Annotated in this window: 26 protein-coding genes and 1 tRNA gene; 15 read left to right on the top strand and 12 right to left on the bottom strand. The window is 49.0% G+C overall.

Going from position 1 to position 25,300, the window contains the following annotated elements:
• Positions 1–23 precede the first annotated feature (23 nt).
• The 4 genes from PN498_RS11670 to mrdA all read left to right on the top strand — a co-directional run bounded on the left by PN498_RS11670 (position 24) and on the right by mrdA (position 5,571).
• Positions 24–1,856: a glycosyltransferase family 39 protein gene (locus PN498_RS11670; protein WP_272062943.1), complete on the top strand. Its 1,833-nt coding sequence runs from the start codon at positions 24–26 to the stop codon at positions 1,854–1,856.
• 225 nt (positions 1,857–2,081) lie between these two features.
• A complete protein-coding gene (locus PN498_RS11665; protein WP_272062942.1) occupies positions 2,082–2,693 on the top strand; it encodes an alpha/beta hydrolase in 612 nt (203 codons plus the stop codon).
• A gap of 428 nt (positions 2,694–3,121) precedes the next feature.
• Complete coding sequence (locus tag PN498_RS11660; RefSeq protein ID WP_272062941.1) at positions 3,122–3,664, top strand: hypothetical protein; 543 nt, start codon at positions 3,122–3,124, stop codon at positions 3,662–3,664.
• 107 nt (positions 3,665–3,771) lie between these two features.
• The gene (mrdA, locus tag PN498_RS11655) at positions 3,772–5,571 is read left to right on the top strand and encodes a penicillin-binding protein 2 (protein WP_272062940.1); all 1,800 of its coding nucleotides are present in this window, start codon (positions 3,772–3,774) and stop codon (positions 5,569–5,571) included.
• A 190-nt stretch (positions 5,572–5,761) separates the two neighbouring features.
• Here mrdA and PN498_RS11650 read toward each other — a convergent pair whose 3' ends face one another.
• From PN498_RS11650 to PN498_RS11635, 4 genes are all read right to left on the bottom strand, one after another.
• Positions 5,762–6,085: a DUF2973 domain-containing protein gene (locus PN498_RS11650; protein WP_272062939.1), complete on the bottom strand. Its 324-nt coding sequence runs from the start codon at positions 6,083–6,085 to the stop codon at positions 5,762–5,764.
• Between the two features lie 212 nt (positions 6,086–6,297).
• Positions 6,298–6,627, bottom strand: coding sequence for a DUF2605 domain-containing protein (locus PN498_RS11645; protein ID WP_272062938.1), 330 nt, complete (start codon positions 6,625–6,627; stop codon positions 6,298–6,300).
• 46 nt (positions 6,628–6,673) lie between these two features.
• Entirely contained in the window at positions 6,674–6,919 is a 246-nt protein-coding gene (locus tag PN498_RS11640; protein WP_272062937.1) for a TIGR02450 family Trp-rich protein, read from the bottom strand.
• 146 nt (positions 6,920–7,065) lie between these two features.
• The gene (locus PN498_RS11635) at positions 7,066–7,539 is read right to left on the bottom strand and encodes a hypothetical protein (RefSeq protein WP_272062936.1); all 474 of its coding nucleotides are present in this window, start codon (positions 7,537–7,539) and stop codon (positions 7,066–7,068) included.
• A gap of 352 nt (positions 7,540–7,891) precedes the next feature.
• Here PN498_RS11635 and cysE point away from each other — a divergent pair, with 352 nt between their 5' ends.
• Positions 7,892–8,623: a serine O-acetyltransferase gene (gene cysE / locus PN498_RS11630; RefSeq protein ID WP_272062935.1), complete on the top strand. Its 732-nt coding sequence runs from the start codon at positions 7,892–7,894 to the stop codon at positions 8,621–8,623.
• 120 nt (positions 8,624–8,743) lie between these two features.
• Here the strand turns inward: cysE and PN498_RS11625 are convergent, their stop codons facing one another.
• From PN498_RS11625 to PN498_RS11615, 3 genes are all read right to left on the bottom strand, one after another.
• On the bottom strand, positions 8,744–9,508 hold the full coding sequence (locus tag PN498_RS11625) for a hypothetical protein (RefSeq protein WP_272062934.1): 765 nt from the start codon (positions 9,506–9,508) through the stop codon (positions 8,744–8,746).
• 185 nt (positions 9,509–9,693) lie between these two features.
• Positions 9,694–10,047, bottom strand: coding sequence for a DUF3082 domain-containing protein (locus PN498_RS11620; RefSeq protein WP_272062933.1), 354 nt, complete (start codon positions 10,045–10,047; stop codon positions 9,694–9,696).
• 165 nt (positions 10,048–10,212) lie between these two features.
• Positions 10,213–10,716, bottom strand: a complete 504-nt coding sequence (locus PN498_RS11615) for a hypothetical protein (RefSeq protein WP_272062932.1) — start codon at positions 10,714–10,716, stop codon at positions 10,213–10,215.
• A 258-nt stretch (positions 10,717–10,974) separates the two neighbouring features.
• Here PN498_RS11615 and PN498_RS11610 point away from each other — a divergent pair, with 258 nt between their 5' ends.
• The gene (locus PN498_RS11610; protein WP_272062931.1) at positions 10,975–12,282 is read left to right on the top strand and encodes an MFS transporter; all 1,308 of its coding nucleotides are present in this window, start codon (positions 10,975–10,977) and stop codon (positions 12,280–12,282) included.
• Between the two features lie 118 nt (positions 12,283–12,400).
• Here PN498_RS11610 and PN498_RS11605 read toward each other — a convergent pair.
• Positions 12,401–12,474: transfer RNA gene (locus PN498_RS11605), tRNA-Arg, on the bottom strand.
• A gap of 51 nt (positions 12,475–12,525) precedes the next feature.
• Between PN498_RS11605 and moaC the strand changes: the two genes are divergently transcribed.
• The 4 genes from moaC (at position 12,526) to PN498_RS11585 (ending at position 14,517) form a co-directional block, all read left to right on the top strand.
• Positions 12,526–13,026, top strand: coding sequence for a cyclic pyranopterin monophosphate synthase MoaC (moaC, locus tag PN498_RS11600; RefSeq protein ID WP_272062929.1), 501 nt, complete (start codon positions 12,526–12,528; stop codon positions 13,024–13,026).
• 32 nt (positions 13,027–13,058) lie between these two features.
• Positions 13,059–13,340 carry a 2TM domain-containing protein gene (locus tag PN498_RS11595; RefSeq protein ID WP_272062928.1) on the top strand — a complete coding sequence of 94 codons (282 nt, stop codon included), beginning with the start codon at positions 13,059–13,061 and terminating at the stop codon, positions 13,338–13,340.
• A gap of 62 nt (positions 13,341–13,402) precedes the next feature.
• Complete coding sequence (locus PN498_RS11590) at positions 13,403–13,711, top strand: DUF3181 family protein (protein ID WP_272062926.1); 309 nt, start codon at positions 13,403–13,405, stop codon at positions 13,709–13,711.
• Between the two features lie 167 nt (positions 13,712–13,878).
• The gene (locus tag PN498_RS11585; RefSeq protein WP_272062925.1) at positions 13,879–14,517 is read left to right on the top strand and encodes a Uma2 family endonuclease; all 639 of its coding nucleotides are present in this window, start codon (positions 13,879–13,881) and stop codon (positions 14,515–14,517) included.
• A 70-nt stretch (positions 14,518–14,587) separates the two neighbouring features.
• Here the strand turns inward: PN498_RS11585 and PN498_RS11580 are convergent, their stop codons facing one another.
• Positions 14,588–16,294, bottom strand: coding sequence for an ABC-ATPase domain-containing protein (locus PN498_RS11580; RefSeq protein ID WP_272062924.1), 1,707 nt, complete (start codon positions 16,292–16,294; stop codon positions 14,588–14,590).
• A gap of 167 nt (positions 16,295–16,461) precedes the next feature.
• Between PN498_RS11580 and PN498_RS11575 the strand changes: the two genes are divergently transcribed.
• Positions 16,462–16,992, top strand: a complete 531-nt coding sequence (locus PN498_RS11575) for a hypothetical protein (protein ID WP_272062923.1) — start codon at positions 16,462–16,464, stop codon at positions 16,990–16,992.
• Here PN498_RS11575 and PN498_RS11570 read toward each other — a convergent pair.
• Positions 16,966–17,160 carry a hypothetical protein gene (locus tag PN498_RS11570; RefSeq protein ID WP_272062922.1) on the bottom strand — a complete coding sequence of 65 codons (195 nt, stop codon included), beginning with the start codon at positions 17,158–17,160 and terminating at the stop codon, positions 16,966–16,968. The genes PN498_RS11575 and PN498_RS11570 overlap by 27 nt on opposite strands.
• A 516-nt stretch (positions 17,161–17,676) precedes the next feature.
• Here PN498_RS11570 and PN498_RS11565 point away from each other — a divergent pair.
• From PN498_RS11565 to PN498_RS11550, 4 genes are all read left to right on the top strand, one after another.
• The gene (locus PN498_RS11565) at positions 17,677–20,154 is read left to right on the top strand and encodes an ATP-dependent Clp protease ATP-binding subunit (protein WP_272062921.1); all 2,478 of its coding nucleotides are present in this window, start codon (positions 17,677–17,679) and stop codon (positions 20,152–20,154) included.
• A gap of 327 nt (positions 20,155–20,481) precedes the next feature.
• Positions 20,482–21,480 (top strand): porphobilinogen synthase, encoded by a 999-nt coding sequence (gene hemB, locus PN498_RS11560; protein ID WP_272062919.1) that lies wholly within the window; start codon positions 20,482–20,484, stop codon positions 21,478–21,480.
• Positions 21,481–21,652: 172 nt separating this feature from the next.
• Positions 21,653–22,294 (top strand): ABC transporter permease, encoded by a 642-nt coding sequence (locus tag PN498_RS11555; RefSeq protein WP_272062918.1) that lies wholly within the window; start codon positions 21,653–21,655, stop codon positions 22,292–22,294.
• Between the two features lie 82 nt (positions 22,295–22,376).
• Positions 22,377–22,949: a Uma2 family endonuclease gene (locus tag PN498_RS11550; RefSeq protein ID WP_272062917.1), complete on the top strand. Its 573-nt coding sequence runs from the start codon at positions 22,377–22,379 to the stop codon at positions 22,947–22,949.
• A gap of 230 nt (positions 22,950–23,179) precedes the next feature.
• On the opposite strand, the gene PN498_RS11545 is transcribed toward PN498_RS11550, so the two are convergent.
• Both PN498_RS11545 and PN498_RS11540 read right to left on the bottom strand, forming a co-directional pair.
• Positions 23,180–24,187, bottom strand: a complete 1,008-nt coding sequence (locus PN498_RS11545; RefSeq protein ID WP_272062915.1) for an adenylate/guanylate cyclase domain-containing protein — start codon at positions 24,185–24,187, stop codon at positions 23,180–23,182.
• 395 nt (positions 24,188–24,582) lie between these two features.
• Positions 24,583–25,200: a DUF3120 domain-containing protein gene (locus PN498_RS11540; protein WP_272062983.1), complete on the bottom strand. Its 618-nt coding sequence runs from the start codon at positions 25,198–25,200 to the stop codon at positions 24,583–24,585.
• Positions 25,201–25,300: the final 100 nt, after the last annotated feature.

The following is a 25,300-nucleotide window of genomic DNA, read 5'->3' as shown; positions in this document are numbered from 1 at the left end:
TCATTACTAGGAGGGTATCAGCGTTGGGATCTGTTTTGCGTCAGCTAGGAACTTCAAGTCAGCAGAAAGCGCGATCGCATCAGAACATTTTCGTGCTTGTGTCCCTATTTTTCCTAGTAGGTTTAGGGCTAAGAGTCATGAATCTAGGCTTAAAAACGGCCTGGATGGATGAGGTTAGCACCGTCATCTTTAGCTTAGGTAATAGCAGCTACTTTTTGCCAACAGAAGCAGTTGTTGACCTGAAAGCACTTCTGCAACCTATTACGCTGAATAGTGAGGCGACCTTTCTAGATTCTGCTCGTTATCTACTCCAGGAAAATAATCATCCACCTGCCTATTTTATGCTGGCCCATTTTTGGATGGATTTGTTCTCTAGAGAAGGGGCTGTTGCTTCCCTCGCGATCGCTCGTTTGTTTTCAGCATTATTAGGTTCTTTAGCAATACCCTGTATCTTTTGGGCAGCTAAGAATACTTTTCAATCCTCACTAGCAGGAATGTTGAGTGCTGCTTTCATGGCAGTCTCACCTTTCAGCCTATTTCTCTCCCAAGAAGCGCGACACTATGGGCTAGCCATTACTCTGATTACCCTATCTCTAGGGTGTTTTGTCATTGCCGCCCGTTCCGTGTCTGCTCAAAAAGCTCCTGATTGGCAGCTTTGTTTAGGATGGGGTTTAGTCAATATTTTTGCTTTTGCTAACCACTATTTCTCGGCGTTGACGTTCTGTGCTGAGGGAATTGTTATCGCCATCATTGCAGGCAAACAGATTAGACAAGAGCGACTCTCCGTTTTATGGAAATCCCATTGGAGACCTATCTACGGAGCCGTTTCTATCACAACTCTTGGAATTCTTGCTTGGCTGCCTGTACTGCTGCATTTTTATGGCAGCCCTCAGACAACCTTTTTGAGAGAAAATGGCTGGTTTATGAGGTGGTTTAATCCCTTAGTACAGACCTTTGCTGCTTTCATTACAACTTTCGTTACGCCAGCCAATTTCTTTGCTCAAACACCTTTGGATTTCGTCATTATCAGTTTCGGTATCCTACTGACACTGCTGTTTATTGCAAAATTCGTCCCTACTTTCTTCAGAGGGATTGGAAAGCTTTGTAATGTACCTCAGAAGCGCATGGGCTCGATGCTGATAGGCGGCTTTTTGTTGGCTATTCTAAGTCTTTTTGCTGTGATCTGTTATGTCTATGGCTCAGACATCACCCGTGGCCTACGCTACAAATTTACTTACTATCCCGCTGTGCTGATCTTATCGGGAGGAATTTTTGCTCACTATTGGACACAGCGATCGCCCAACGGCGATCTGAGTATCTCCATTCCCTTCAGCCGCAAACGACTATCGGGTCGACGTTTCGTTCAACTTACCTGGATACTCGGCTTGCTGAGTTCGCTTCTAATCGTCAACAATGTTGCGTTTCCGAAATACTATGCTCCTGATCGCTTTATTCCATTTGTTCAAGAGCACTCAATCTATCCCGTTGTGCTGGCATCCACTGAAAAGGTACATGAGCAACCTACCGTCATTGGCGCTCGTTTTTTAAGCATTGGATGGGAAATTGATCGAAACTTCCACCCCAATGACCCTGGCAGTGGTTGGAAAGCAGCTCCAATGTTTTTCTCAATCAGACACGGTTATGGTGTCGAAAGGTCGCTCACCGAGAGCTTTGCTGACAGAATTGATCAGATTGCAAAACCAGCTGATGTCTGGGCTATCCGCTCACGAATTGAAGATGACGATCCCCTCATCGTCACTATGCCTGAGTCTTGCCGCCTTTCGCCCGACATGCCCCAAGGGAATAAAGGCGGTTATCTATATGTCCATCTTCGCTGTAGAGAGGCACAAGAATAGGCGTCTTCTTGACGTACCCATTCCTAGCTGATGCAAGGTGGTGGTGCTTTTCAACCAAGACCTCTATTGCCTAGGAACTGGGATACAGTAACATCAACACGCTTTCTCAAAATCGCTATAATCGCTCAGCGACTTTACTGTCTTGCTGACTATCTAAACTGCAACTTTCTAGTCCGCAAATCGTCAGTCCGATTAGATGTCTCTGTTTTCTGGAACTTTAAAATCATGCGTTTGCCCCTACTTTTAGGTATTCCTTTCAGCTTGAGTAATCCCTCTTTTTCGAAATCGCGTCTTCTAACCCGTCTGTTCTCTATAGGGGGCGTTGTTCTGGGTACTGGTGCTGTTCTGCTATCTCAAGCCCCTAAAGCTCAAGCATTAGAGGAGATCAAACTGTCTTATGGTGGTTTTCAATTCGGTAGTTTGTCGGTGCAGGACCTAGCAGATTTCTCAGCCACAGGACAACCCTCTCAAGAAATTGAGTCTCTTTTAGGTGTCATAAATGTTGAAAAAGAGGTTGCTCTTTCAGTCCTCAATACTGAAGTGAGTGTTGATCAAGGGCTCTTAGAAGAAGCCAGCCAAACCTTTATTGCTGAAAGCTTTTTTCAGCTAGTTGGAACCACGATTAACATGCCTAATGGATCTCAACAAAGCTGGACTTACATCAAAGATGCACTACTGGCTTCTGCAGCGGATAACCAAGTCAGTGCGATCGAATTTATTCAAGAATTTGATGCTGATTCTGTCGTGGTTGAAACTGAGAAAATAGGTCCTGTCGTTGAGCAAGTTCAAAAAGACATCTCGACGGTTGAGCAGTTTCTGGCGGCAGGCTTCTTGTAAAAGAGAGCTTGAATTTCTGCTAAGGGTGGACTGCTGATTCACTATCGATCTACTAAAAGTTATCTGGAAAGGCCGTTTCATGCTCTGTTCTGTTTGAGAACATGGAGTGTGGAGTGGCCTTATTGTTTTCAAGCAGAAAGTGACACCTATGGTTTAAGCTATCGAACCACCAAAAGGTCGCAGGTTAAAGTCAGCATAAACGAGCGTTAACGCTACCATAGGCAGCATTCCATATGCTTATATTGCAGGGAGTGAAAGCTATCAAGCTGAGTTTGCCCCAGGTTTTCTCAAAGCTTCTTAGCGATTTTTTGCCATCGCGGGTCAAGGGAGTTCGTAATCTCTGCATTACGACAAGTCACATCTAATTGATGCTAATGCGGTTTGTCAAAATGCCGCTGAGCTGAGAAAACAGACTCTCTAATGCTCCTATGACTAAATTTATTGTTTATGCTTGTCCGACTGGTGAATTAGCAGAGCAACTTAAGACCTATTTTGACAAAAGTCGTATGGCTTATGGGCCGAATATGGCTCATCAATACATGCCTCACTGTACGCTAACAGGCTTCTTTGAGGATGTGCCGGGTGCTGTTCCCAGATACACACAAAAATTGGAGCGGTCTCTTAAACGACTCCGGCGATCGCAACCTGAACCGGTCATAGACGTCAAGGATCTGGTCTTTCGGGCTGACTGGCATGGCCTCGAATTATCGTCAGAATGGCTGAGAAAACTGATTTTGGATTTTGTCTGTACGGCGACATCAGCGACTCGAAAAACTCCCCTCAGACCTAAGGACTGGCTCCATCTCAGTCTTGCCTATGACTTTGTGTCTGAACAATCAGACGATTTGAAGGCTCTTGCGGTCAATTTAGTAGACCCTCAAGCACCTGTCGATTGGGAACTGCGTTTTTATCAGCACAATCCTGACAAATCTTGGATTTGCCATCAGCAACTGAAACTCAGCAAACCTTGATGGCTTGCTACTTTGGATGTTCACTTCAAACGACTGCCCCAAAAATCGCAATTCACAATTCATAATGGGCTACAGTAGGCTTGCTTTGGTTGGTTGAAGTGAACGCCATGACATTAGATTTGCAATCTCGGTGGCAACTTAGACTGAAAAAAGATAGCGATCGCACTGTCGGCAAACATTTTCAGGCAGTCATGGCAATGGTCGTTGTCTCAGGTGTGCTGTTTGGTGCAGTAGGAACTCGCCTAGCCCAGCTCCAGCTTGTGGACGGCATTCGCAATCGCCAGCGGGCAGAAACCAACCGTATTCGTTTGGTTCCCAAACGTCCTGCCAGAGGAGCCTTACTTGACCGCAACGGGAAGATCTTGGCAAGTAGCCGTCTATCCCATTCCATTTCTATTTGGCCAATCGCACTCCCTCGGTCTGAATGGCCTACCGTCATCGACCGCTTGTCTGAAATATTGAATGTCTCGCCAGACAGCATTCGCCAGCGTTTGGAACAGGCCGGATACGAATCTATTGAAGCTATCACCATTGCGCGCGGGGTTAGTCCGGCTCAGGCGACGGCCATTGCTGAATTTGGTGATGAACTTCCCGGCGTTCGTTTAGAAGCTGAAGCTGTTCGCAACTATCCCAACGGAGATTTGGCTGCACATGTGCTGGGCTACACTGGCGAAATTACTGAAGATGAACTGAATGAGTCGCAATACGAAGAGTATCGTATGGGTGACATCATCGGCCAAATGGGAGCCGAAGCAGCCTTCGAGCAGACCCTACAGGGGCAGTGGGGCGGGCAGCAGGTCGAAGTTGACAGCTCTGGACGAGTCATCAGTGTATTGGGGAACAAACCTGCCATTTCTGGAAACGATGTTCGACTTACCATTGATCTAGAAGTTCAGAAGCTGGCAGAACAGGCACTGGGCAATACCAAGGGCGCGATCGTGGCAATGGACCCTGATTCAGGAGCCATTTTGGCAATGGTCAGCCGTCCTACCTTCGATCCCAATATCTTCACGACTAACATCACAGACGCCCAGTGGGCGCAGCTTCAAGGGGCTGAGCATCCGTTCCTGAATCGATCGCTCCAAGGATTTCCACCCGCTAGCACCTTCAAGATTGTGACTACCGCCGCAGGTATTGAGTCAGGGGCTTACTCTCCCGATGCAGTTCTGCCAACATTCGCTTTTCTGAATGTTGGAGGCCATCTGTTCTGGGACTGGAACAACGCGGGATTTGGCCCGTTGGGGTTTCGGGGCGCAATGGCAATGAGCAGCGATACGTTCTTCTATCAGGTGGGTCGTAGAGTTGGTGGAGAAACCCTGATTCAATGGACCCGTCGATTTGGATTTGGCTCTAAGACAGGCATCGAAATAGGCGCCGAAGAAAGTGCAGGCTTGGTTCCAGATGATGCTTGGAAGCAGGACAATTTAGGGTACGGCTGGCTGGTAGGAGACAGCATTAATATGTCCATTGGTCAGGGTTTCTTGCAAACATCACCGCTGCAAGTCGCCGTTATGTTTGCAGTTCCAGCCAACGGAGGGTATCTCGTAACGCCGCACTTGTTGCAGGATAGTCGTACTGAAGATGACTGGCGCGAATCCGTTGGCCTGCAGCCCGTTACCATAGACGTTTTGCAAGATGGTTTACGGCAAGTGATTTCTGGCGGTACTGCGCGATCGCTCAATCTACCTAATATGCCGCCCATTGCTGGCAAGACTGGCACAGCAGAAGCGCCTCCCTATGAAAACCATGCATGGTTTGGGGCGTATGCTCCAGCAGATGACCCTGAGATTTTGATCGTTGCCTTCGCTGAACATTCAGGCGGTGGCGGCGGTTCGGTAGCTGCTCCAATGGTCAAACAAATGCTGGAAGGCTATTACAAAGATTGGCAACCATCACAGCCTCAGTAGCTATCTCATCCTGTTGTTCGCTGAAGACTTACGATAAAACGGTAAGTTGCCTGGAGCAACCGGCTGCCGAATGTGGAGACAAAGTGGTCAGATAGTCAACTCGCATGACCACCCAAATCTCTACCTCGATAAGCTTTGGACCTTTTGGTAGAGGGAAATCAATCATCCCGTCGAGAGCAGTGCTAAGGAATTATGCTTCCTCATCCTGGGTGCTGTCCATCGTCTCCGACGAATTGTCGTAAAGAGCATCCAGTTGCTCGCGAGCATCTTCGAGGGAGATTGATTTCATAACCAGTAGTGGCTCATCCAGTACGCGCCCTTTTTCATCAAGCATCTCTGGGTGAGGAATTGACCGACCAGAGCTACTACTGCTGGAGCGATCGCCATTATTCATGTAGGGTCTGCGAGGGTCGCGGCGGCTGTCAGAGCCCAACAGCATAATGTTGCGTATCAGATTACTGATCGCCAGGACAGACAAAACTGCGAATGCAATGATGTAAAGAGCTTGCAGCATGGTTCTTATAAATATTGCTCCCTAGGGGCCGTCATGTGAGAAGGCGATTAGCCCACGAGTACTCACTCAGTTTCTTAAGTGTCTCTAATTACATAGTATCCAAAGCCGTCGTTATAGATTTAGATTTCTTTGGGAAAACCGTCTACACAGACACAAACAGGAGGAATCTGACGTAGGCCCAGCAAGGTACCTAGCAGATTTCTCCAATATCATTAGCTCTCATTTCCTGACTGGCGGATGTGACGAGCAGCCTGCCAACACTTGTTCACGAGCTGATGCCACTGAGCCACCACAGCAGTATCCACCCCAGCGTTTCCGCTGGTTGCCAATAACAGCGTTCGAGCAGTAGCCACCTCTTGCTGAGCAGTCTGAATTTGATTCATCAAGTCTTGACGGATCTCAGATTCTAGACTCTGGGCTGCGTCAGAGGTGAGAAGGGCCTCAGTCTCACTAAACCAGTACTTGAAGTCATCGAGCAAAGGTTCCAAAACGCTTTGCAATAAGGGGGGTTCAGACTGATTTGAAAAATCTTGAGAGAACATGTATTTCTCGACAATTAAAGGATTACGCTGACAGCTTAACAATTTTTCATGAAATGTCTCTTCCCTGTTCTTGTGGAGATTGCCACCCTGCTGCCCAAACTTGGCGATTCTTCAAACTCTTCGCATTGACCCAAAACCGAACTTCGGGGTCGCACGCCGCAACTAGCTCAGCAAACACGAGACCGCCCTGGTTTTTGCGATTGACAACTCGAAAATGCCGCCATCCAAAGGTTTTTTGTTGAGCTGTCCATTTGGATCCCAGCAAATGAGGAAATTTTTGCTTCTTGGCCATTGCAGTCTTTCCTGTGTTTTCGACGCGGCACATGTCCCTTTGTGAGCATTTTTGAGTAGACACGGCACTGTAAAACGAAGTCTCGGCGATCGCTGATCTCCTTCACCCCATCAAACGGTTGCGGCAGCTTGAACTCCAACAAGTTTTTACTTTAAGCGCTTTTTAAGCGTTCGTACGTTGGCGGCACGGCTGACTAGCATGACCGATTGCTCCCGCTGCTGCACGAAAATATTGCCTGCGAGCCAGCGACTGAGACGCACTTTGCGGTAGCGAGAAACAGTTCCCTCGGTCTCGTCGAGCGAATAGCCCATGTCAGCGATCGCTGACTCAAGCTGCCGCAAAAACGGCTTCTTCTTCGTAAATGGAATTTCCACAGTGACGGTGCGATTCATAAAAACGCCTAGCAATCCACTCATAGCTCCGCCGACTAAAGCAAACTGTCCAGGCAAGCCTGTTGCTAAGCCCACTCCAAAAGTTCTCGCTGTGAACAACGCCGTGAGCAAAGCTGCTGTCGAAAAATAGTATAGAAAGGTGAAACTTGCCCCGGGTCCCGTTGGCAATTCATCGTCCAGATCATCCAAATGGGTTCTGGGATTAGCAGAGTTGGGTGCTTCAGTCATCGGCTTCGCTTGGAGGAATCAGGGCTTACACAGATAATCCTGGATTTTTGACCCGTTAACCCGCAATTTTGGTAGCGTTTGGTTTCGGCAATCCATTTCAAATTGCAAGTCTTAGAGTCAAATATGCAAGTCATACCTGTAATGATGCAGCAAGATTGACCTAATCCTACGAGAACGCCCATACCGGGAGAAAATGAGTTCCATGGAGCGACGTTCCATAGACTAGCAACAAAGCTTTCCTTAGGTGGTATTGAGAAATTTACGTGTGGGCTTATCACGACCAAGCTGCTATTTCAGTCATCCCTGAGTAGCGCTAGGATAGACTACGTTGCATTTTCCCTGAGGCGATCCTGTGTTTGAGGCACTGCGAGCTGATTTCAAGATTGTTTTCGAACGAGACCCGGCAGCCCGCAACTGGCTGGAGGTTTTGTTTTGTTATCCCGGCCTGCAAGCTCTAATTTTCCATCGGATAGCCCATCGTCTCTGGAACACAAAATTACCCTTTGTGCCCCGGTTTATCTCTCACATCAGTCGCTTTATTACGGGCATCGAAATCCATCCAGGAGCCACTGTTGGGAAAGGCGTTTTTATTGACCATGGCATGGGAGTGGTTGTTGGTGAGACGGCCATTATTGGCGATTACTGCTTGATTTATCAGGGCGTCACTTTAGGAGGAACTGGAAAAGAATCTGGCAAACGCCATCCCACGTTGGGAGACAACGTTGTCATCGGGGCAGGGGCTAAGGTCCTCGGCAACATCCAAATCGGCAACAACGTCCGTATTGGCGCAGGTTCGGTTGTCCTCCGAGAGGTTCCTTCAGACTGTACTGTTGTTGGCGTGCCAGGACGGGTTGTTTACCGTGCTGGAGAGCGGGTTGGGCCTCTTGATCACGATCGCCTTCCCGATTCTGAGGCACGAGTCATTCGAGCATTAGTAGACCGGATTGAAGCCTTGGAACAACAACTTGAGGACTTGAAAACGGATAAGGTCAGTCAGAAAGAATTAGCCACAATCAGCCAAGGCAGCCGATGTCGTCTTGAGGATAAAGTGATTAGCGAATTTCTTGATGGTGCAGGTATCTAAGGAGATTTCCACGAAAGCATTTACCGCTGGTCGAGGGGCTTAGCGCAGCGTAATGCACCGCAGCTGGGTATTTTTATTGTCAGAAATCTCCTGAATCGGTCGCTGAATGTGCGATCGTCATTACAGCAGGCTGTACCGCTTCAGTTCCCCTTCAATCTTGGTCTTCAGTTGAGAAGACAGGTCAGATGAGTTGTGAAAGATAATTTGCTGCTCGGACGGTATTTCGAATGGAAAATGACCCGGTAGATCATCTCGTTCTTGCCGAGCCAAAATGATCTGTTCTGGCCGTTTACACTGGAGCGCGTAGCCCAACTCAACGCAAACGTTGGCGCTGGGAAGCAGTTGAGGTGATTTTCCAGGAGATTGGGCAACTGACGTGCCATCCGCAATAAAGAGCAGAGATTTGCGGAGTTTTCGCATGAGAGGACTGTTGCGTCGCAAAGCACCTTCTCCGCCCCGATTGGATTCTTCTAGTGAAAGAGATAGGCGCGACTTCCGATTGACCTTTCCCAGAAGCGACTCTAAACCTTCACGGATCAGGGCGCTGGATTCGTCATAATCCGTTTGATAACAGAAGAAGATAAAGGGTTCCAACTGAACCAACGATTCCTGCTTAGCAAAATACATTTCATGGCTGAGCAAATCAATGTTGGAAATGGTGTAAGTGCCGCTGCCCTCGATGTAAAACTCTACGGCCTCTCCCGATAAGTAACGCTGGAACCAAGTTGATTGTTTCACGTCTTCGCTATCGTCCAAAAAGTCAGCCCTCATGCCAGCCTTGAGCAAGCTATTACGACTCAGACGGAGATCTTGGGGACGCTTTTCAAGTTCGCGGGCAGGTTCGTATTGCTCTAGGTACCAAGCTTTGAGGGCAATAATCGCCATGAAGTCAACCTAATCTCAGAAGGGGCAAAGGCATCAGATTAACCGCTACTTTACGCAGCATTGAGCGAAATGCAAGATGCAAGTGACAATTCCTGACATTTACGCGCTTATAGACAAACAAGGACCAGAAGAAACCCTGTTGAGCCATTTGTCCATGCATAAATTATAGTTCATTTGAACTATAATCAGTCTTGAGCGTTAGAGGCTTCATCCAAAGTGTCTGCTCCTTGTAGTCGTTGCCAAGCCATCTTGGCACCTAGCAGCAGTAATCCGACGGCTGCCATGCCAAACACACCAGTACCCAAGGCAACGATTCCTAGGACAAGAGTTCGGACAGCGGCGGAAAGATTGATGACTGTGATGTTGTCCGATGTGACCGGTTTATTCGCAAACGAAGTGGCGATCGCGCTCAGCATTTTAGCGAAGAGAATAGCGATCGTACCGGCAATCAATGATCCTGTGAATGCTCTCAAAATTCGCTGAGTTGAAAGCGGCTCTGCCTCAGCTTTAGTATCCGGTGACGACGAAGGTGTGCTCATGGCAATTCTGATTTGAGATGGTCCCTATCCTGCCACAAAATACGGGTGGGCCTCTAGAGTATGTCCTCAATTCGATACAGAAGGCCGACAGGGTTTTGCTGCTGTAAATTTAGGGCTTAATCGTATTTCTGACGCGCTGTTCTAGCATTTGGATGACGATAGCGTCTAGTAAGCGCAACCTGTAGGCTGAGGATCGGCTGTTGCCAGATCGCTAGCAAATTCCTCCGGCAGCATAACTTCGCTAAATCCGTCGTTTGCACTGCCCTGCATGGCTTGAGTTCCATAGCCGTGAGGGTCCATGTGAGCGCGAACAATCACAACTTGATCCGGTTGAACATTAACAGGGCCACCAGTGCGCCGAAACGGCTGCTCGTCGACATGGCTGTGGACGAGGATACGGCGATAAACTAATTCGCCGTCTTGGGTCACTACTTCCCACCAGTTAGCATATTGGTCACAACCTGTATCTGGGCTTTCAATGGTGACTGCGAAGGTGTAACCATTCACATTTTGACTAGCAATCTCTACAGCCGTTACGTCTGCAAATAGATCTGTAACCGCTGAAGCAGCGTCAGCCACCTCTGGATCAGAAGTGGCTGTATCGTCAGACAGTACGTCATTCTGAGAAGATGGGGCTTGAGCTGTGCATCCCGCTAAAGCAAGCCCCAATATCACAAGAAGAATGCGACAGCTGGCAAGTGTTTTTATTCTATGGTTGAAAATCACGCCTCATGCCGTCCGGAAAACTTCGGAAGCTAGCACCATCCTAGCTTTAGATTTCCGTGTCATACCTGGTTTCGCTGACCTATAGACCGCTTATTTTCTTAGAGTATGTCGTGAATACACCCAACCAAGACATTCCAAACAGAAAGAATTTGTTACATTTGTTCACATTGCTAGAATGTTAAGTCGCGGAAGTGAGTTGCTGTGAAAGTATTTGCCGCCTTTAGTCCAACACTGCGTTGGAATTTAGCCATTTTGTTTGCTGCCGGGTTGTGCTTCTGGGCCGGGTTGGCGGGGTTGCTGCCGACATTGCCGCTGTTTATCGAGACTTTGGGAGCAACTGGTTCGCAAATTGGAGTCGTGATGGCCTCGTTTGCTTTTGGTCTACTCATTGCTCGTCCATCCTTAGCAAGGTTAGCCGATGAGCAGGGGCGCAAGCGGGTGCTGCTCATCGGCATCATTGCTGTCGCGATCGCCCCCTTCCTGTATCTCACAGCCATTATTCTGCCACCCATAACTTGGCAACTCAGCCTAGGTGAACGAACCCTTACCATTAACGGCATCTTGGCACTACTCATGGCGTTTCGTGCTTTTCACGGTCTCAGCATCGCTGCCTTTGTAGTGGCCTACAGCGCTCTTGTCATTGATATTTCTCCGCCAGCCAACCGAGGGGAACTCATTGGCTACATGAGTTTGGTGAATCCCATCGGCATGGCGATGGGTCCTGCTTTGGGTGGTTTTTTGCTGGAGTGGAAGGGCTTTTCTGTGGCTTTTCTAGCAATGGGCATTCTGGGACTTCTAGGTATCATCTGCGTCACCCAAGTCAAAGAGACTTACGCACCTGCCGCTAAGAAAACGCTTACAAATGCCCCTCGTCCGCTTTTTTGGAGTCTATTGTGGACGCCGCGAGTGCGGACACCTGCCATCATTCTGCTGCTGGTTGGGCTCGCTTTTGGTACCCTCAGCACCTTTGTACCGCTGTTCATCAAAGAGACAGGGTTGGCGTTGAATGTTGGCCTGATTTATACGGCTTCTGCAACTGCTAGCTTCGCTAGTCGCCTGCTGGTTGGGCGTGCCTCTGATCGATATGGTAGAGGTCGCTTCATCACGGTCAGTCTGCTGCTCTATACCCTAGCAATGCTGGCTTTTTGGCAGGCAAAAACGCCGACGATGTTCCTCTTGTCGGGTCTGATTCAAGGTGGGGCTGCGGGCACTTTAATTCCCATGATTGCGGCTTTGATGGGCGATCGCGCAGCCCCTGACGAGCGCGGCAAAATCTTTGGTTTGGTCATGGTGGGCTTCGATGTCGGCATTGCCCTAGCAGGCCCACTATTCGGCACCTTCGCCGACTGGGCTAGCTATCGCGACTGCTTTGGTTTAGCAGGGTTGATGACGTTCATAGGCTTCTTGGTCTTTATCACGGCATCTAGCAAAGACCTTGTGAATTCGTTGCAGTTCTCATTAGGGCAAGGTCGAGATGCCTACGCCACTAATCTGCCGCCAGCAAAATGAAGTTCGCGTTTTAGACAGTACCGCAAGTTCTCTGAAGCCAGGCCTCAGACACTAGAACAGAGTGCCTAACTGGGTCACCAGTAATCAGCCTCAATCAAAGCGTTGGTCAAGAATCAAACGGGCGAGGAGGGATTCGAACCCCCGACACCGTGGTCCGTAGCCACGTGCTCTAGTCCACTGAGCTACACGCCCTTACAGGAGTTAAATAGTAACACAGTCTTTGCCGCAAAAGTAGAGTTTGCTATGACATCGCCAGAAATTTCTGAGTCCCGCCTGAGCCATTTAGATGCTGCAGGCCAAGCCAACATGGTGGACGTTTCCCATAAGGCTGTAACGACACGGGAGGCGATCGCGGAAGGAAGCCTCAAAATGGCCGCATCAACGCTGGAGCAAATTGAGCAGGGCAATAGTCCCAAGGGTGATGTCTTAGGGACAGCACGAATTGCGGGGATTATGGCTGCCAAGCAAACCTCAGCGCTGATTCCCCTGTGTCATCCTCTGCCTTTGAGCAAGGTCAAAGTGTCCATAGAACCTGACAGGGCACTGCCAGGATATCGGATTCAAGCCACGGTGAAGACGAAAGCTGAGACCGGCGTAGAGATGGAGGCGCTGACGGCTGTGTCAGTTGCGGCTCTAACACTTTATGACATGGCAAAAGCGCTAGAAAAGTCAATGGAAATTCAGTCCATCCGACTTTTACAAAAGACGGGAGGAAAATCGGGAGACTATCAGGCTTCCCCTTAGAATGAAGGTGTGAACTGTTTGGATATGTTTTTATGCCACCGCGTTGGCCCCGCAAGCCTGATCGCCGCGACCCCGCTTTTCGTAAACTGGATGACCGCATGACCTTCGCCGTCCATGTTGCACTCTTTGCAGCAGTGAATTCGGGCTTATGGTTTGCTCACCAAATCAACGTTGAATGGGTACCTTGGGTCAGCAAGGTTACGCTGGTTTGGCTAGTGGGGCTGGTGGCTCATGCGGCTTACATTTTTGCGATCGCTGACTATTCCAACTCTTACGTTATCGAGCCAGACGATGCCCCTGAAGGTGGAGGTTAAAGCACCCAGGTCGGCATATGATGGCGACGTTTGTTGTTAGGGCACTTGCAGGAGAAAACCCGATGTCTTATTCTGCTTCCGCTGAAACCATCGAAACTTTGGCTGCCAACATCGGCGAGGTCGTCTATATGGACGTCGCCAAATGGCACTTGTATCTCAATGACGCCAAGTTACACACGTTGGTTGCTCAGCGGCTGTATCCGATGGTGGAAGACGATCGCATCTCAGAATCTGAAATCGCTAAGGTTTTGCAAGATATTCCCATTCCCTTAGGGGCAGGCCGCAAACAGTTGCCTTTAATGGATCTTATCCCTGCGTCTTGCATGGGTGACTTGGTGCGGGTGCTAGAAGATTTTAAGGATAAAATTTAGGCGATCGCTTAAAAGCGGCGCAGTCCTTCCTGCGTAGATAACTCCAACCTTACTCAGGTTGATTAAGTACAGTTCAAAGGGAGAGGGAGTCGGTAACAGTGAACGGAGTGTACTTGCTTCACTGGCACACCGCTATAGTTCTGTCTCTATCCTTCTAGATTTACTCAATGTACGCCATTGTCTCTCGCCAAAAGACTCACCTGCCCGCTGGCACCGTCATGAGAATGCCGGGAACATGGGCTGACTACTGTGCTCTACGAGAGAGTCGAGGCGATGATTCCATTCCTCGTCTCAAATATCGTAACGGCGAGATTCTGCTGATGAGTCCTTTGCCACGTCACGGACGTGAAGCTAGCGTCATATCAGATATTGTCAAAATTCTCCTCGACAAAGACGCTCGCAACCATGAATCATTCACACCAATCACAATTGACATTCCTGAAGAAGGAGGAATTGAGCCGGATTACTGCTTCTATATTGACAACTGGCAATCTGCTGTCGGTAAAAGCCGTATTGACTGGCAAGTCGATCCACCGCCAGACTTAGCGATAGAAATAGACGTTGCGACTTACACTTCAGCCGAAGACTATAGTCCCTATCGAGTTCCTGAGGTCTGGTTGTTCAAGAGGGACGTCCTTAAGATTTATCGTCTGGAAGATAGCGGATATTCTCAACAGTCCAACAGCTTGTTCTTCCCAGACGTTGATTTACCAACGCTTGTGAAACGAGTCATGCAGCAGGCGCTGGAGCAAGGCACTGGAGCTGCTTTGCGATCGCTACGGCAAAACATCGAGGCGAAAGGGTGAAGGCAGACGGCAAAGATTGACTGTTTGCACAACACGTTTTCTTGTCTGAATCTTTGCTGTAGCCCTTGGGTTATCTCATCCTCACTTTCAGCGATCGCAGTCGGTTAATTGCAGCGGCTAATTCTAGGGGACGAAAAACGACGAGATCGCCGCTAAGACGATCATTTAGACAATCTAGTCCCTTTGCTGCAATATCCTCAGCGATCGCGACCAGAACATCTGCCAGCGATTGGGTGCCATCAAAATACACCTGCTGAGCATAAACGATCGCTTCAGCAATCGCGTTCACTTGTCCAGATTCCACAAGTTGCTCCACGGCAGACAGATCAATTACGTCATTCCCAAAACGAATTTCATCGGTTGCCCTCACCTTTAGGCTCACATCTCGCTTGCCCCTACGAGGATTAATGCTCTCTGGTAGGACAATTCGAGGAGAGATACTGCCGAACGTTTCTCCTCCTTCTGCCTGGCGGTCAGTGCGATCAGCTTCAGCAATCTGTTTGGCTTGGGTTGTCACATCTACAGGGCAATAGCTGTCTAACGCAATGACGGTATCAGCAACATCGAAGTAGTCACCGCTGCCGCCCATGACGAGAATAGTGGAGATATCGTAGTCATCGTAAAGCTGCCGGACTTTGTCCACAAAGGGTGTGATGGGTTCTCGGTCTTTGGCAATCAAGGCTTGCATGCGGTGATCACGAATCATGAAGTTGGTCGCCGAGGTATCTTCGTCGATGAGTAACGCTGTGGCTCCGGCTGCGATCGCTTCAATGATGCTAGCCGCTTGAGAGGTGCTGCCGCTGGCGTCGCCAGTTGAGAAATGCTGAGTCGTTTTGCCCTGAGGGAGATGATTGATGAAAGGAGAAATATCCACGCCCGCAACACTGCGTCCGTCCTCTGCCCGAACTTTAACCGCTGCGGTGTGGGTAACAACCTGCTCACGACCGTCCCCTGGAATATGGGTGTAGACTCCAGTCTCAATCGCCTTCAGCAGCGTAGACTTTCCGTGATAACCGCCACCCACGATCAGCGTGATGCCTCTGGGGATACCCATTCCTGTCACAACGTTTCCATTCGGCAAGGTAAAGCTGACTCGAAGGGAGTCGGGCGATTTGAAGGGGATAGTTCCATCTTTCAGCGGACGCTCATCAACACCACTTTTTCGCGGTAAGACAGACCCATCAGCTACAAAAGCAACGAGATTGCGGGCATTCAACTGCTGCCTCAGCCAGTTAGCATTTTCAGCACAGTTACAGTGCGCGTCGATGTCATTGGGATCAAGATGCTGATAAAGCAAAGTATCCGTTACCAGAGCTGGGATATCATCACACAGCAGAGCGGCGGCTTGTAAGCCAGCAATACGACGACCGAAGGCAGGTAGGCCAACTACAAAACGAATTTCAACTGCGCTTTCAGACACAGAAGCAGCGGTTCGCGACAAAATGGCTTGCGAAGGTCGAGTGATAGCGATCAGACCGCTTTTTCCCGATCCACGGTGAGTCGAGACAGCCTGAGTCCATCGATCAACCTGACGTATTAGATAGTCTTCTAATGCAATCCGACAATTTGACGTGTCATACAAATTCAAGGGAAATTGAGCCACCGACTGAGGAACAACCACCCGGAGGCGGCTCGGTGCAGCAAACGGATCCCCCTGAACGTAATCGATGTGAAGGGTGAATTGGGAAAATGCATACTGGCCTTTTAAAGATTTGTAGGCTTTGTATCCTTGGCCGTCTAGAGACTTAATGCGATCGCGAAACGCTTCCTGTGGCATGGCTTCAAATAGCTTTCCCGACAATACTCCAATAGGCTGATCTGAATCACACCTGTGCTAGATGACTATCACCAGGGGATCAGACGAAGATCATCCTACAAATATTGAGCCATCACTGGAATTTGATCGCTTCTCATTGATAGTAATAGTGCCCCTAAAAACGTTGAATGATGATCCACGCATTGCCAATTTCCTCCAGCACTTGTCCTTCCTCTTTCTGGTCTACCCTCAAGCGGATTGTTCATCGAAATGCAGAAATTGGACTTTTGAGTATTGGCCTTTTAGTGGGAATACTTCCCTTTGCTTCTGCAACTGCCACTGCTTCTACCCACAATGTTAGTGATTTCAACCTTGCTGATGGGGTTTATGTCTTCGGGGAGAGTGCAGAGCCTGAACAAATTGGGACAACCTATATGGTCATGGAAGTTCAGAATGGGGATGTTGTTGGCGGATTTTACCAACCTTTTTCTTCGTTCGATTGTTTTCAGGGGGCTGTTGCTGGTAATGAACTAGCGCTAACGGTAGCCGACAGCTACGACCAAGCAACTCATCCTTACTCTCTTGCTTTGGAGAGCCGCAGTCAAGTTGCAGCTCAAGGGGGCGCTGTGGATGCCCTTGCACCAGCTGGATTCCAGCTGCTGTCAGAGCTAACTGATACAGATAGAGAGGTCTTAAACACTTGTCAGACTGTGTTTTAACGTCTCACCATCAACTCTGATTAAGGTGTTTTCTAAGTGCGTGTAAAGCGATCGCTGCCGGCGATCGCTTTTCTTTTTGTAGCGAAGTTCTAAAACCCGCTCATCATAGCCGTCGTTCGTTTCGTGAGGACAAGACAGCGATCTATCTGCATATGCGCACCTCGACAATCATCCCCTTCTTGAACAAAGTTCAAAAGCTGAAGAAACCGTTTCACCCCATTTTGCTTCTGTAGATATCAGGGTTGTTTTGTCTTGCAGCCAGACAGCATAGAAACTTTACGAGATCTTAACATTGGTCAATGAGTCGGTTAGAACGTGCTTAATCTCGTCGCTAAACGTAATTTGCTACTACAAAAGGAAATGCAGCGTCCTTTTTTATGTAAAAAAAGTGCCTATACCGTATCAAACCTTGTTAAATTATGTAAAGCAGGTTCTCAGGTTAGGCTCTGTCCAGAGAGTATTCGCTGAAGTTTTATTCTCGTTATGCTCTTTGTCCTACCTGAATTGTGGGTGGCTTCCGAAATTTTATTCGGCTCTCCCTACTGCCAGTTGGTAAAGATTCTTTGTACAGTTTCTTTACAGAGTTGAAATAGCCTGAGCCAAGGTCTATTCATCAATCTCTTCTTACTCAGGGCGACTTTACAGGGAGTTTGCTCCCTTGCACACAAAACCAACAATGGGGCTATGTTTGAGCACTTCACCAACACTGCAATTGCCGTCATTATGAAGGCCCAAGAAGAGGCCCGTCGTTTACAACACAATTTCGTCGGCACTGAGCAACTGCTCCTTGGCCTCCTTCGAGAAAATTCCAGCTTGGCTTCTTCTGTGCTGACAGAATTTGGGGTCAACCTTACAGATGCTCGTAGCGAAGTGGAGGCCATTATTGGTCGCGGCAGCGGCAACCCACCTTCAGAGGTTCCCTTCACTCCAAAAGTTAAGCAAGTTTTCGAGAGTGCTTTTCAAGAAGCTCGAAAGCTTGATGCGTCCTACATTGAGCCTGAACACCTTCTGCTGAGTCTGACTCAGAGTCGAGAGAGCGTGGCTTATCGGGTGATGGAGAATCTTGGGGTTTCTCCAAGTAAGGTGCGGACTCGCTTGATTAAAGAGTTGGGTGAAGCGGCTGCAATTCCTGTTGGAGGACGACCCGAGAGACGCGGGAGCGATCGCCGCCGTAAGAGCAGCGTACTCAGCGAGTTCAGCACCGATCTCACGGCAAAAGCCGCTGAGGGTCTTCTCGATCCAATTATTGGCCGCAGCCTGGAAATTGAGCGGGTGGTTCAAATTCTGGGACGCCGCACCAAGAACAATCCAGTGCTCGTAGGTGAGCCGGGTGTTGGTAAAACGGCGATCGCTGAGGGGCTGGCACAGCGAATTGTTAACCAGGACGTCCCACCAACGCTGATGGACAAGAAAGTTTATGCCATCGATATGGGACTGCTAGTATCGGGTACCCGTTTCCGAGGTGACTTTGAAGAGCGTTTGACTCAGCTCTTAGATGAAGTCCGCAACGATAAAAACATTGTGCTTGTTATCGACGAGATTCATACGCTGGTTGGCGCAGGATCTCTAGAGGGCGGCATGGATGCTGCCAACATGCTGAAGCCAGCTCTTGCAAGAGGCGAACTGCAATGCATCGGCGCGACAACACTAGACGAATATCGGAAATATATTGAGCGCGATGCGGCTCTGGAACGTCGCTTCCAGCCAGTCACCGTGAGTCCGCCTTCGGTTGAAGACACTATCGAAATTTTGCAAGGCATTCGGAGCCGCTATGAGCAGTTTCACCAGGTCTTGCTGTCGGATGATGCTCTGAAAGCTGCTGCTGAGTTGTCTGATCGTTACATCAACGATCGCTTCTTGCCAGATAAGGCGATCGACCTAATCGACGAAGCTGGCTCTCGTATTAAGCTACGGTTTCAAACCAATTATCCTTCCCAAGAAATTAAGCAAGAGCTGAGGCAGATCAATCGAGACCTAGAGACTTCTGTCAAATCTCAAGAGTTTACTCAGGCGCTGGAATTGAGAAACCGTAAGCGAGAGCTGCTTCGAGAAATTCAGGGGCCTCAGCCAGAGGCAGCTGAGTTGCCACCAATGGTCCAGCCTGTGGTTAGCGAAGACGACATTGCCGAAATCGTAGCGTCTTGGACCGGCGTTCCTGTTACCCGCATGACTGAGTCGGAAGCAGTTCAGCTCATGCATCTTGAGGACTCTCTGCACGAGCGAGTGATTGGTCAGCATGAAGCTGTTTCCGCCGTTGCTAGGGCTATTCGCCGTTCCCGTGTCAAGTTGGCTAGCCCAGACCGCCCCATTGCCAGCCTCATCTTCTCGGGTCCAACAGGGGTCGGGAAGACTGAGTTGACGAAGGCGCTTGCCGGTGCCCTATTCGGCTCTGAAGAATCGATGATTCGGCTTGATATGTCTGAATTCATGGAGAGCTATACCGTCTCCAAACTGATTGGTTCTCCTCCTGGATTCGTGGGCTACGACGAAGGAGGACAGCTAACGGAGGCTGTTCGCCGTAATCCTTACTCTGTTATCCTGCTGGACGAAATTGAGAAGGCACACCCCGATGTCTTCAACATGCTGCTCCAAATTCTGGATGATGGCCGTTTAACGGACTCCAAAGGTCGAGTTGTGAGTTTCAAGAACACGCTCATTGTCATGACTTCAAATATTGGCTCTCGCGTCATTGAGAAGGGCGGCAGTGGTATGGGCTTTGATACTGCGAATACTGATGAAGCTACAACTCGGTACAACAACATTCGTGCTCTTGTTCAGGAAGAAATGAAGCAATACTTCCGTCCTGAACTGCTCAACCGTTTAGATGAAATCATTGTCTTCCGTCAGTTGACCAAGGGTGAAGTTCAGGAGATCGCCGAGCTGATGATGCGTGGGGTCAATAATCGCTTGACCGAACGGCAAATTCAGGTCTCCCTCTCTGATGACTTCAAAGATAAGCTCATTGAAGAAGGGTACGACCAACGTTACGGTGCTCGTCCTATGCGACGGGCGATCGCTCGCCTTGTTGAAGACAACCTAGCGGAAGCGATTCTAGTAGGGGCTTTACAAGATGGTGAAACCGCTGAGCTGGATATTGACGAAAACGGTGAAGTTCAGGTGCATCGCCAACAAGAACCTGCACTGGCTGGCGTTAACCGATAGCTGACTCGAAGGCAAGACAGCCTGTTCTAAATCGCATATAACCTGGTAAACCCATTTGATGTTCTTGGATGACATCAAATGGGTTTTGCTATTGCTATTACTCTCTTCTGCCCTTGTCTGTCTTACTTCTTCCGACCAAGCTTGTTACAGAACGTAATTCAGCTATGAAGATTTACTGTCCCTTTCGGCTTAGACTTGATACATTCTGACGCAATCACATTCTTCGACCCAACTCCGTAGATCTTGAATCTATAGAACCAAAGGGTAGTCAAAACTGTCGCGTGCGGCAGAACAGCCCATCAATCCGCCCAGTGCATTTGTCGAGCTATGTTTCCGATTCATCGTCCTCGCCGTCTGCGTAGCCATCCTCAACTTCGACGGATGGTTCGAGAAACCGTTGTTTCTACCAATGACCTGATCTATCCCCTGTTTGCAGTACCTGGAGAAGGTGTTGCTCAGGAAGTGACGTCAATGCCAGGGGTCTATCAGCTTTCAGTAGACAAAATTGTCGAAGAAGCCAAAGAGGTTTACGACCTTGGCATTCCTGCCATCATTCTGTTCGGTATTCCCGACACCAAGGACGTGGAAGCAACTGGAGCTTGGCACGATTGCGGCATTGTCCAAAAAGCTACGACCGCTGTTAAGGAAGCGATACCCGATCTCGTCGTTGTGGTCGATACTTGCCTGTGTGAGTATACGAGCCATGGACACTGCGGCTATTTGGAAGTTGGAGATTTGACCGGACGGGTCTTGAACGATCCGACTCTGGAATTACTCAAGAAAACGGCGGTTTCTCAAGCGCAGGCTGGAGCTGATGTGATTGCTCCTTCGGGCATGATGGACGGTTTTGTCACGGCGATTCGTGAAGGACTGGACGCCGCTGACTTTACTGACATTCCGATTCTTTCCTACGCGGCAAAATATGCGTCTGCATACTATGGGCCTTTTCGAGATGCAGCTGATTCTGCACCGCAGTTTGGCGATCGCCGGACGTATCAAATGGATCCCTCCAACAGTCGCGAAGCCCTGAAAGAAATTGATTTGGACATTGCTGAAGGGGCCGACATGTTGATGGTCAAACCTGCTTTGGCCTACATGGATATTATTTGTCGAGTCAAAGAAGCGACGAATTTACCCGTGGCGGCCTACAACGTCTCTGGCGAGTATTCTATGGTGAAAGCTGCTGCGCTAAACGGTTGGATTGATGAGCAGCGAGTTGTCTTAGAAACAATGACCAGCTTTAAACGATCAGGGGCTGATCTGATTTTGACCTATCACGCTAAGGATGTTGCCCGCTGGCTTGAAAAGGTCAATGCTATTTTCTAGATCCCTACGTTTTGCGATAGAACGCCTGTAAACGTTCGTCATATCGCTCGGCGAACTTAGGTGAGGGCATGAACCAGTGGGCAGAAGTCTAAAGCTGGGAACCAGAATCCAGGCTAATGGTGGCTTTGGGTTCATCTAAGAATCGTGCGAGGGGCCAAATTTAGCGATCGCCATGTTTCAACAAGCCTTAGAGTATTTCCTGGCAAATATCGATAAGTTCGTAGCTGCTTTGCAACAGCATCTACTATTGGTTGTTGTGCCGCTGCTGATTGGTGTTTTTGTGGGGCTGCCCTTAGGATTATGGAGCGCTCGGTCAAAGGCAGTCTCTACGGTCGTTATCAACGGATTCAATGCGTTGAGAGTGATTCCCAGCCTAGCGGTCCTATTTTTGGCAATTCCCGTTTTAGGACTGAGCTTTGCTTCAGCCGCGATCGCCCTAACACTTTTGGCCATGCCACCTATCCTTATCAGTACTGATGTCGCTTTCCGCAATATCAATCCGGCTATTCGAGAAGCGGCAATTGGGATGGGAATGTCTGCTCAACAGGTCCTACGTCAGGTAGAAATCCCCTTGGCACTCCCCGTCATCGTTGCGGGCATTAAAACGGCTACTGTCGAAGTCATTGCCAGCGCAACGCTAGCGGCATTTGTGGGTGCCGGGGGATTAGGCGATTTCATTGTGTTAGGGTTTGCGGCCTACGACACGGCTATCTTGCTGGTTGGTGCCGTCCCCGTTGCACTGCTGGCGTTGTTGGCAGAAATTGGTCTGAGCTGGCTTCAGCGATCGCTACAACCTCCTGCTCTGGTCAAATAAGTAGGATAGGCACGTACCTAATCCTTGCTCTGCCCTCTCTATATGATGGATATAGTGCAGCTCAGCGACGGCGCTTTTTCTCATGGTCCAAGCCCAGCCTTACCTTAAAACCTTCGAAGACTTTCTGGCCTATACCGAGGCAGCAGATGCTTACTATGAATTGACGAATGGGGATCTCATTGAAATGCCTCCAGAATCCTATGAGAATATTCGTCGAGCGCTGAACCTATACGAGATTTTCAAAGTTTTAATAGATGCACAACAGATTTGTCCACAAGGGTTAGCGCTTGCAATGCCGGGCCAACCTAAAAACCGTTATCCTGGCTTAACCGTGCTTCGGCCTGAACATCCTGAGCAAATGCAAGTTTTAGGCCAGGCTGCTATCACATTAGACATGGAACCACCCCTGTTAGTTGTGGAGGTTGTGAGTCCAGGACCTGAAAATCGCCGCCGCGATTACGTTGACAAGCGCAACCAGTACGAGTGGCGAGGCGTCCCAGAATATTGGATTTTGGACCCGGTTGTAGAACAGGTCACGGTGCTAGTGCTGACAGAGGATGGCTACGCTGAAACGGTTTTCTCTGGAGAAGAAATGGTTAAATCTCCAACTTTTGTAAGCTGGTCATTGACTGCTGCGGCAATGCTAGCGACCTGATCGCCTGAGCTACGCGATCGCATCCTGACGACTACCTTATCTCTCTCCTGTCACTTTCAGCAGAGGAAAAATGGCCCCCTCATTGACTCGGGCTACATTGGCTACAGCATAGGTATTTCGAGAACGTAATTCAAAGTTTCAAAGTTATAGCGGCATACATTGGAGTCAAGCACACCCCATTCCGTACTCCCTTTGAATTGCACTTAAACAACATAAATAGGGTTGGAAATTTACTGCTCTTGAAGATGGACGAACCGCTCTAGATCTGAAAAAGTGGTGGCGTGAGTAACAATGGGGGTTTCGTATCCCTTCATGTTGACCGTATAGCGGTGAAACAGAGAATCTGTTTCTTGCATCTTTGTCAAGTATTCGTAGGTTGTCTCGCCCACTGCAACATCAAGCCCTAGCTGCTTCGTTGAGGATTCGAATCGAAACGCAGAATTGACAGTATCACCGATCGCAGTGTAGTCGGGGCGATCGCCCGTTCCCGTATTGCCGACCATAGCATATCCCGTGTTGAGACCCGCCCCAATGCGTAACGGGAACGGTAAGGGGAATTGTTTGTGGAGCTGAGCAGTCATTTTGGCTAGGGCATCGATCGCCTGCATAATGTTCAGCATTTCACCAGGAGCGACCTCATCAGCGCCGTGAATCCAAACGGCCATGACCGCATCGCCGATGTATTTATCAACCCAGCTGCCATAGCGATCGATGATTTCTCCTGCACAGCGAAACCAGGTCCCAATGGATTCTGATAGTACTTTCTCGTCAATCTGACGGGTCATCACTGTAAAGTCGCGAATATCAACCACCATGACAGAGATTAGACGACGCAGGTGGAGGGTCGCTGTTGCCGTCAGTTCCGTCCTCGGTTTTTGATGTTCAGAGCCTGATGCGCGAGATTTGGTTGGACAATAGAACTGCAGCTCAGTTTGACCGAAGGTGAGTTGATCGCTATCTCTCAGAATGACGGGGACACTGACGCGGCGACCATTAACAAAAGAACCATTGCGGCTACCCAAATCAATCAGATAAAACTCCCCTGTTTCCATCACCTGAATCATGGCATGGTTGCGAGAAATCCACCGATCAGGCAGTACTAAATTATTGTCATCGCTGCGTCCAACAGTCCAACAGTTGCTGCCGACAAGAGACAACTGACGATTGCCAGATTCTGTATTTAAGACGACGTAAGGTCCCGACTGCTGAATCACGGAATCTTGAACTGTAAAAATCAAAACGGTAGCCGCCCTTATAGAAGCTATTTATAGAGCTTATAGGAAATCCAGAAGAACAGCGTGTAGATAAGAACAAAAAACAAGTTGATATGTGAGCGATCGCGCGTTTAAATCACAATCCCTGAGGCCATTATGGCAGACTAATGGCTGCTCAGCTAACCCTAAGCCTTGAACAGAATCTTAGTTACAGCTTTAGCCATCCAAGCTTGTGTATCCACTAGCATCCGAGTGCTTAGCCCATAGCTAGAGCAGTATGCGCTTGCATCAAGCACACTCCATTCCTTATTCCCTGCTCCCTTAAGATACTGAGATGTACTTTATCAAGCTGCATAGGACTATCAATGGCTCACTGTCTTGTCCCAACGGAACACGACGGCTACATATCATTGGTAGGTCTACGCACACAGAGCGCTTGTGAGAAACAGCAAATCCACGACGAGTGTGCTCAGAACCGCTCCGCTGAATGCCCACCAGCAAAGCTGTTTGGATCGTAACGGCACAATTCCAATAATTAGCAATATTGTACAGATGAGTAGTCCCCGACCGAAGTCGGTCGGGTTTTGCAGAGTTTTAGCCGCTCGTTTCAACACAGTAGGGACCCATTCAGGATCAACGTTCATGACCTGTCGCCACATAGGCAACAAATCAGTCCAATAGACGTAGAGATCCGTGATGGCCGTACCCAGAAGGGAACCCAGGAAGAAGTAGCTACCAATACGTCCTTTTCCTTGGCAAAGCAATATCAGTGCAATCGGCAACCCCAAAGCTTCAATCGGCAGATGGAGAAAAGGCTCTGAGCGCAACCAGCCCCAGTATAGAGAACCTGCCAGCCATGTCCATGTAAAACCGATCAGCAGATCGCCCCAAAGTTGGGTTGAAGCGCGGGAAGAGAGGCTAATTCCAGCTAGTAGCCAAGTTCCTGTCAAAGTCAGGCTTAGCCACGGCAGCGATCGCACTAAGGGAGCTTGAAAAAACACGGGTACAACTACCAAAAAAACCGCAGCCCAAAACATCTGCGTCTTCTGAGTCAAGACAGGGGAAGACGGAGAGAAAACCGCCAAGATATCGATACGCCTGCGCGATAATTCCGATGGTGGGCTAAACGAAGACAAC

Origin of the sequence: Oscillatoria sp. CS-180 (assembly GCF_028330965.1) — a bacterium.
Taxonomy (GTDB): domain Bacteria; phylum Cyanobacteriota; class Cyanobacteriia; order Phormidesmidales; family Phormidesmidaceae; genus Halomicronema.
This window is presented reverse-complemented; position numbering and strand designations above follow the sequence as displayed.

What these genes read in the sequence shown, in the direction of transcription:
- PN498_RS11665 (WP_272062942.1), top strand. Translation starts at nt 2,082, where the DNA reads ATGCGTTTGCCCCTACTTTTAGGTATTCCTTTCAGCTTGAGTAATCCC.
- PN498_RS11660 (WP_272062941.1), top strand. Translation starts at nt 3,122, where the DNA reads ATGACTAAATTTATTGTTTATGCTTGTCCGACTGGTGAATTAGCAGAG.
- mrdA (WP_272062940.1), top strand. Translation starts at nt 3,772, where the DNA reads ATGACATTAGATTTGCAATCTCGGTGGCAACTTAGACTGAAAAAAGAT.
- PN498_RS11650 (WP_272062939.1), bottom strand. Translation starts at nt 6,085, where the DNA reads ATGCTGCAAGCTCTTTACATCATTGCATTCGCAGTTTTGTCTGTCCTG.
- PN498_RS11645 (WP_272062938.1), bottom strand. Translation starts at nt 6,627, where the DNA reads ATGTTCTCTCAAGATTTTTCAAATCAGTCTGAACCCCCCTTATTGCAA.
- PN498_RS11640 (WP_272062937.1), bottom strand. Translation starts at nt 6,919, where the DNA reads ATGGCCAAGAAGCAAAAATTTCCTCATTTGCTGGGATCCAAATGGACA.
- PN498_RS11635 (WP_272062936.1), bottom strand. Translation starts at nt 7,539, where the DNA reads ATGACTGAAGCACCCAACTCTGCTAATCCCAGAACCCATTTGGATGAT.
- PN498_RS11625 (WP_272062934.1), bottom strand. Translation starts at nt 9,508, where the DNA reads ATGGCGATTATTGCCCTCAAAGCTTGGTACCTAGAGCAATACGAACCT.
- PN498_RS11620 (WP_272062933.1), bottom strand. Translation starts at nt 10,047, where the DNA reads ATGAGCACACCTTCGTCGTCACCGGATACTAAAGCTGAGGCAGAGCCG.
- moaC (WP_272062929.1), top strand. Translation starts at nt 12,526, where the DNA reads ATGACATCGCCAGAAATTTCTGAGTCCCGCCTGAGCCATTTAGATGCT.
- PN498_RS11595 (WP_272062928.1), top strand. Translation starts at nt 13,059, where the DNA reads ATGCCACCGCGTTGGCCCCGCAAGCCTGATCGCCGCGACCCCGCTTTT.
- PN498_RS11590 (WP_272062926.1), top strand. Translation starts at nt 13,403, where the DNA reads ATGTCTTATTCTGCTTCCGCTGAAACCATCGAAACTTTGGCTGCCAAC.
- PN498_RS11585 (WP_272062925.1), top strand. Translation starts at nt 13,879, where the DNA reads ATGTACGCCATTGTCTCTCGCCAAAAGACTCACCTGCCCGCTGGCACC.
- PN498_RS11580 (WP_272062924.1), bottom strand. Translation starts at nt 16,294, where the DNA reads ATGCCACAGGAAGCGTTTCGCGATCGCATTAAGTCTCTAGACGGCCAA.
- PN498_RS11575 (WP_272062923.1), top strand. Translation starts at nt 16,462, where the DNA reads ATGATGATCCACGCATTGCCAATTTCCTCCAGCACTTGTCCTTCCTCT.
- PN498_RS11565 (WP_272062921.1), top strand. Translation starts at nt 17,677, where the DNA reads ATGTTTGAGCACTTCACCAACACTGCAATTGCCGTCATTATGAAGGCC.
- hemB (WP_272062919.1), top strand. Translation starts at nt 20,482, where the DNA reads ATGTTTCCGATTCATCGTCCTCGCCGTCTGCGTAGCCATCCTCAACTT.
- PN498_RS11555 (WP_272062918.1), top strand. Translation starts at nt 21,653, where the DNA reads ATGTTTCAACAAGCCTTAGAGTATTTCCTGGCAAATATCGATAAGTTC.
- PN498_RS11550 (WP_272062917.1), top strand. Translation starts at nt 22,377, where the DNA reads ATGGTCCAAGCCCAGCCTTACCTTAAAACCTTCGAAGACTTTCTGGCC.
- PN498_RS11540 (WP_272062983.1), bottom strand. Translation starts at nt 25,200, where the DNA reads ATGTTTTGGGCTGCGGTTTTTTTGGTAGTTGTACCCGTGTTTTTTCAA.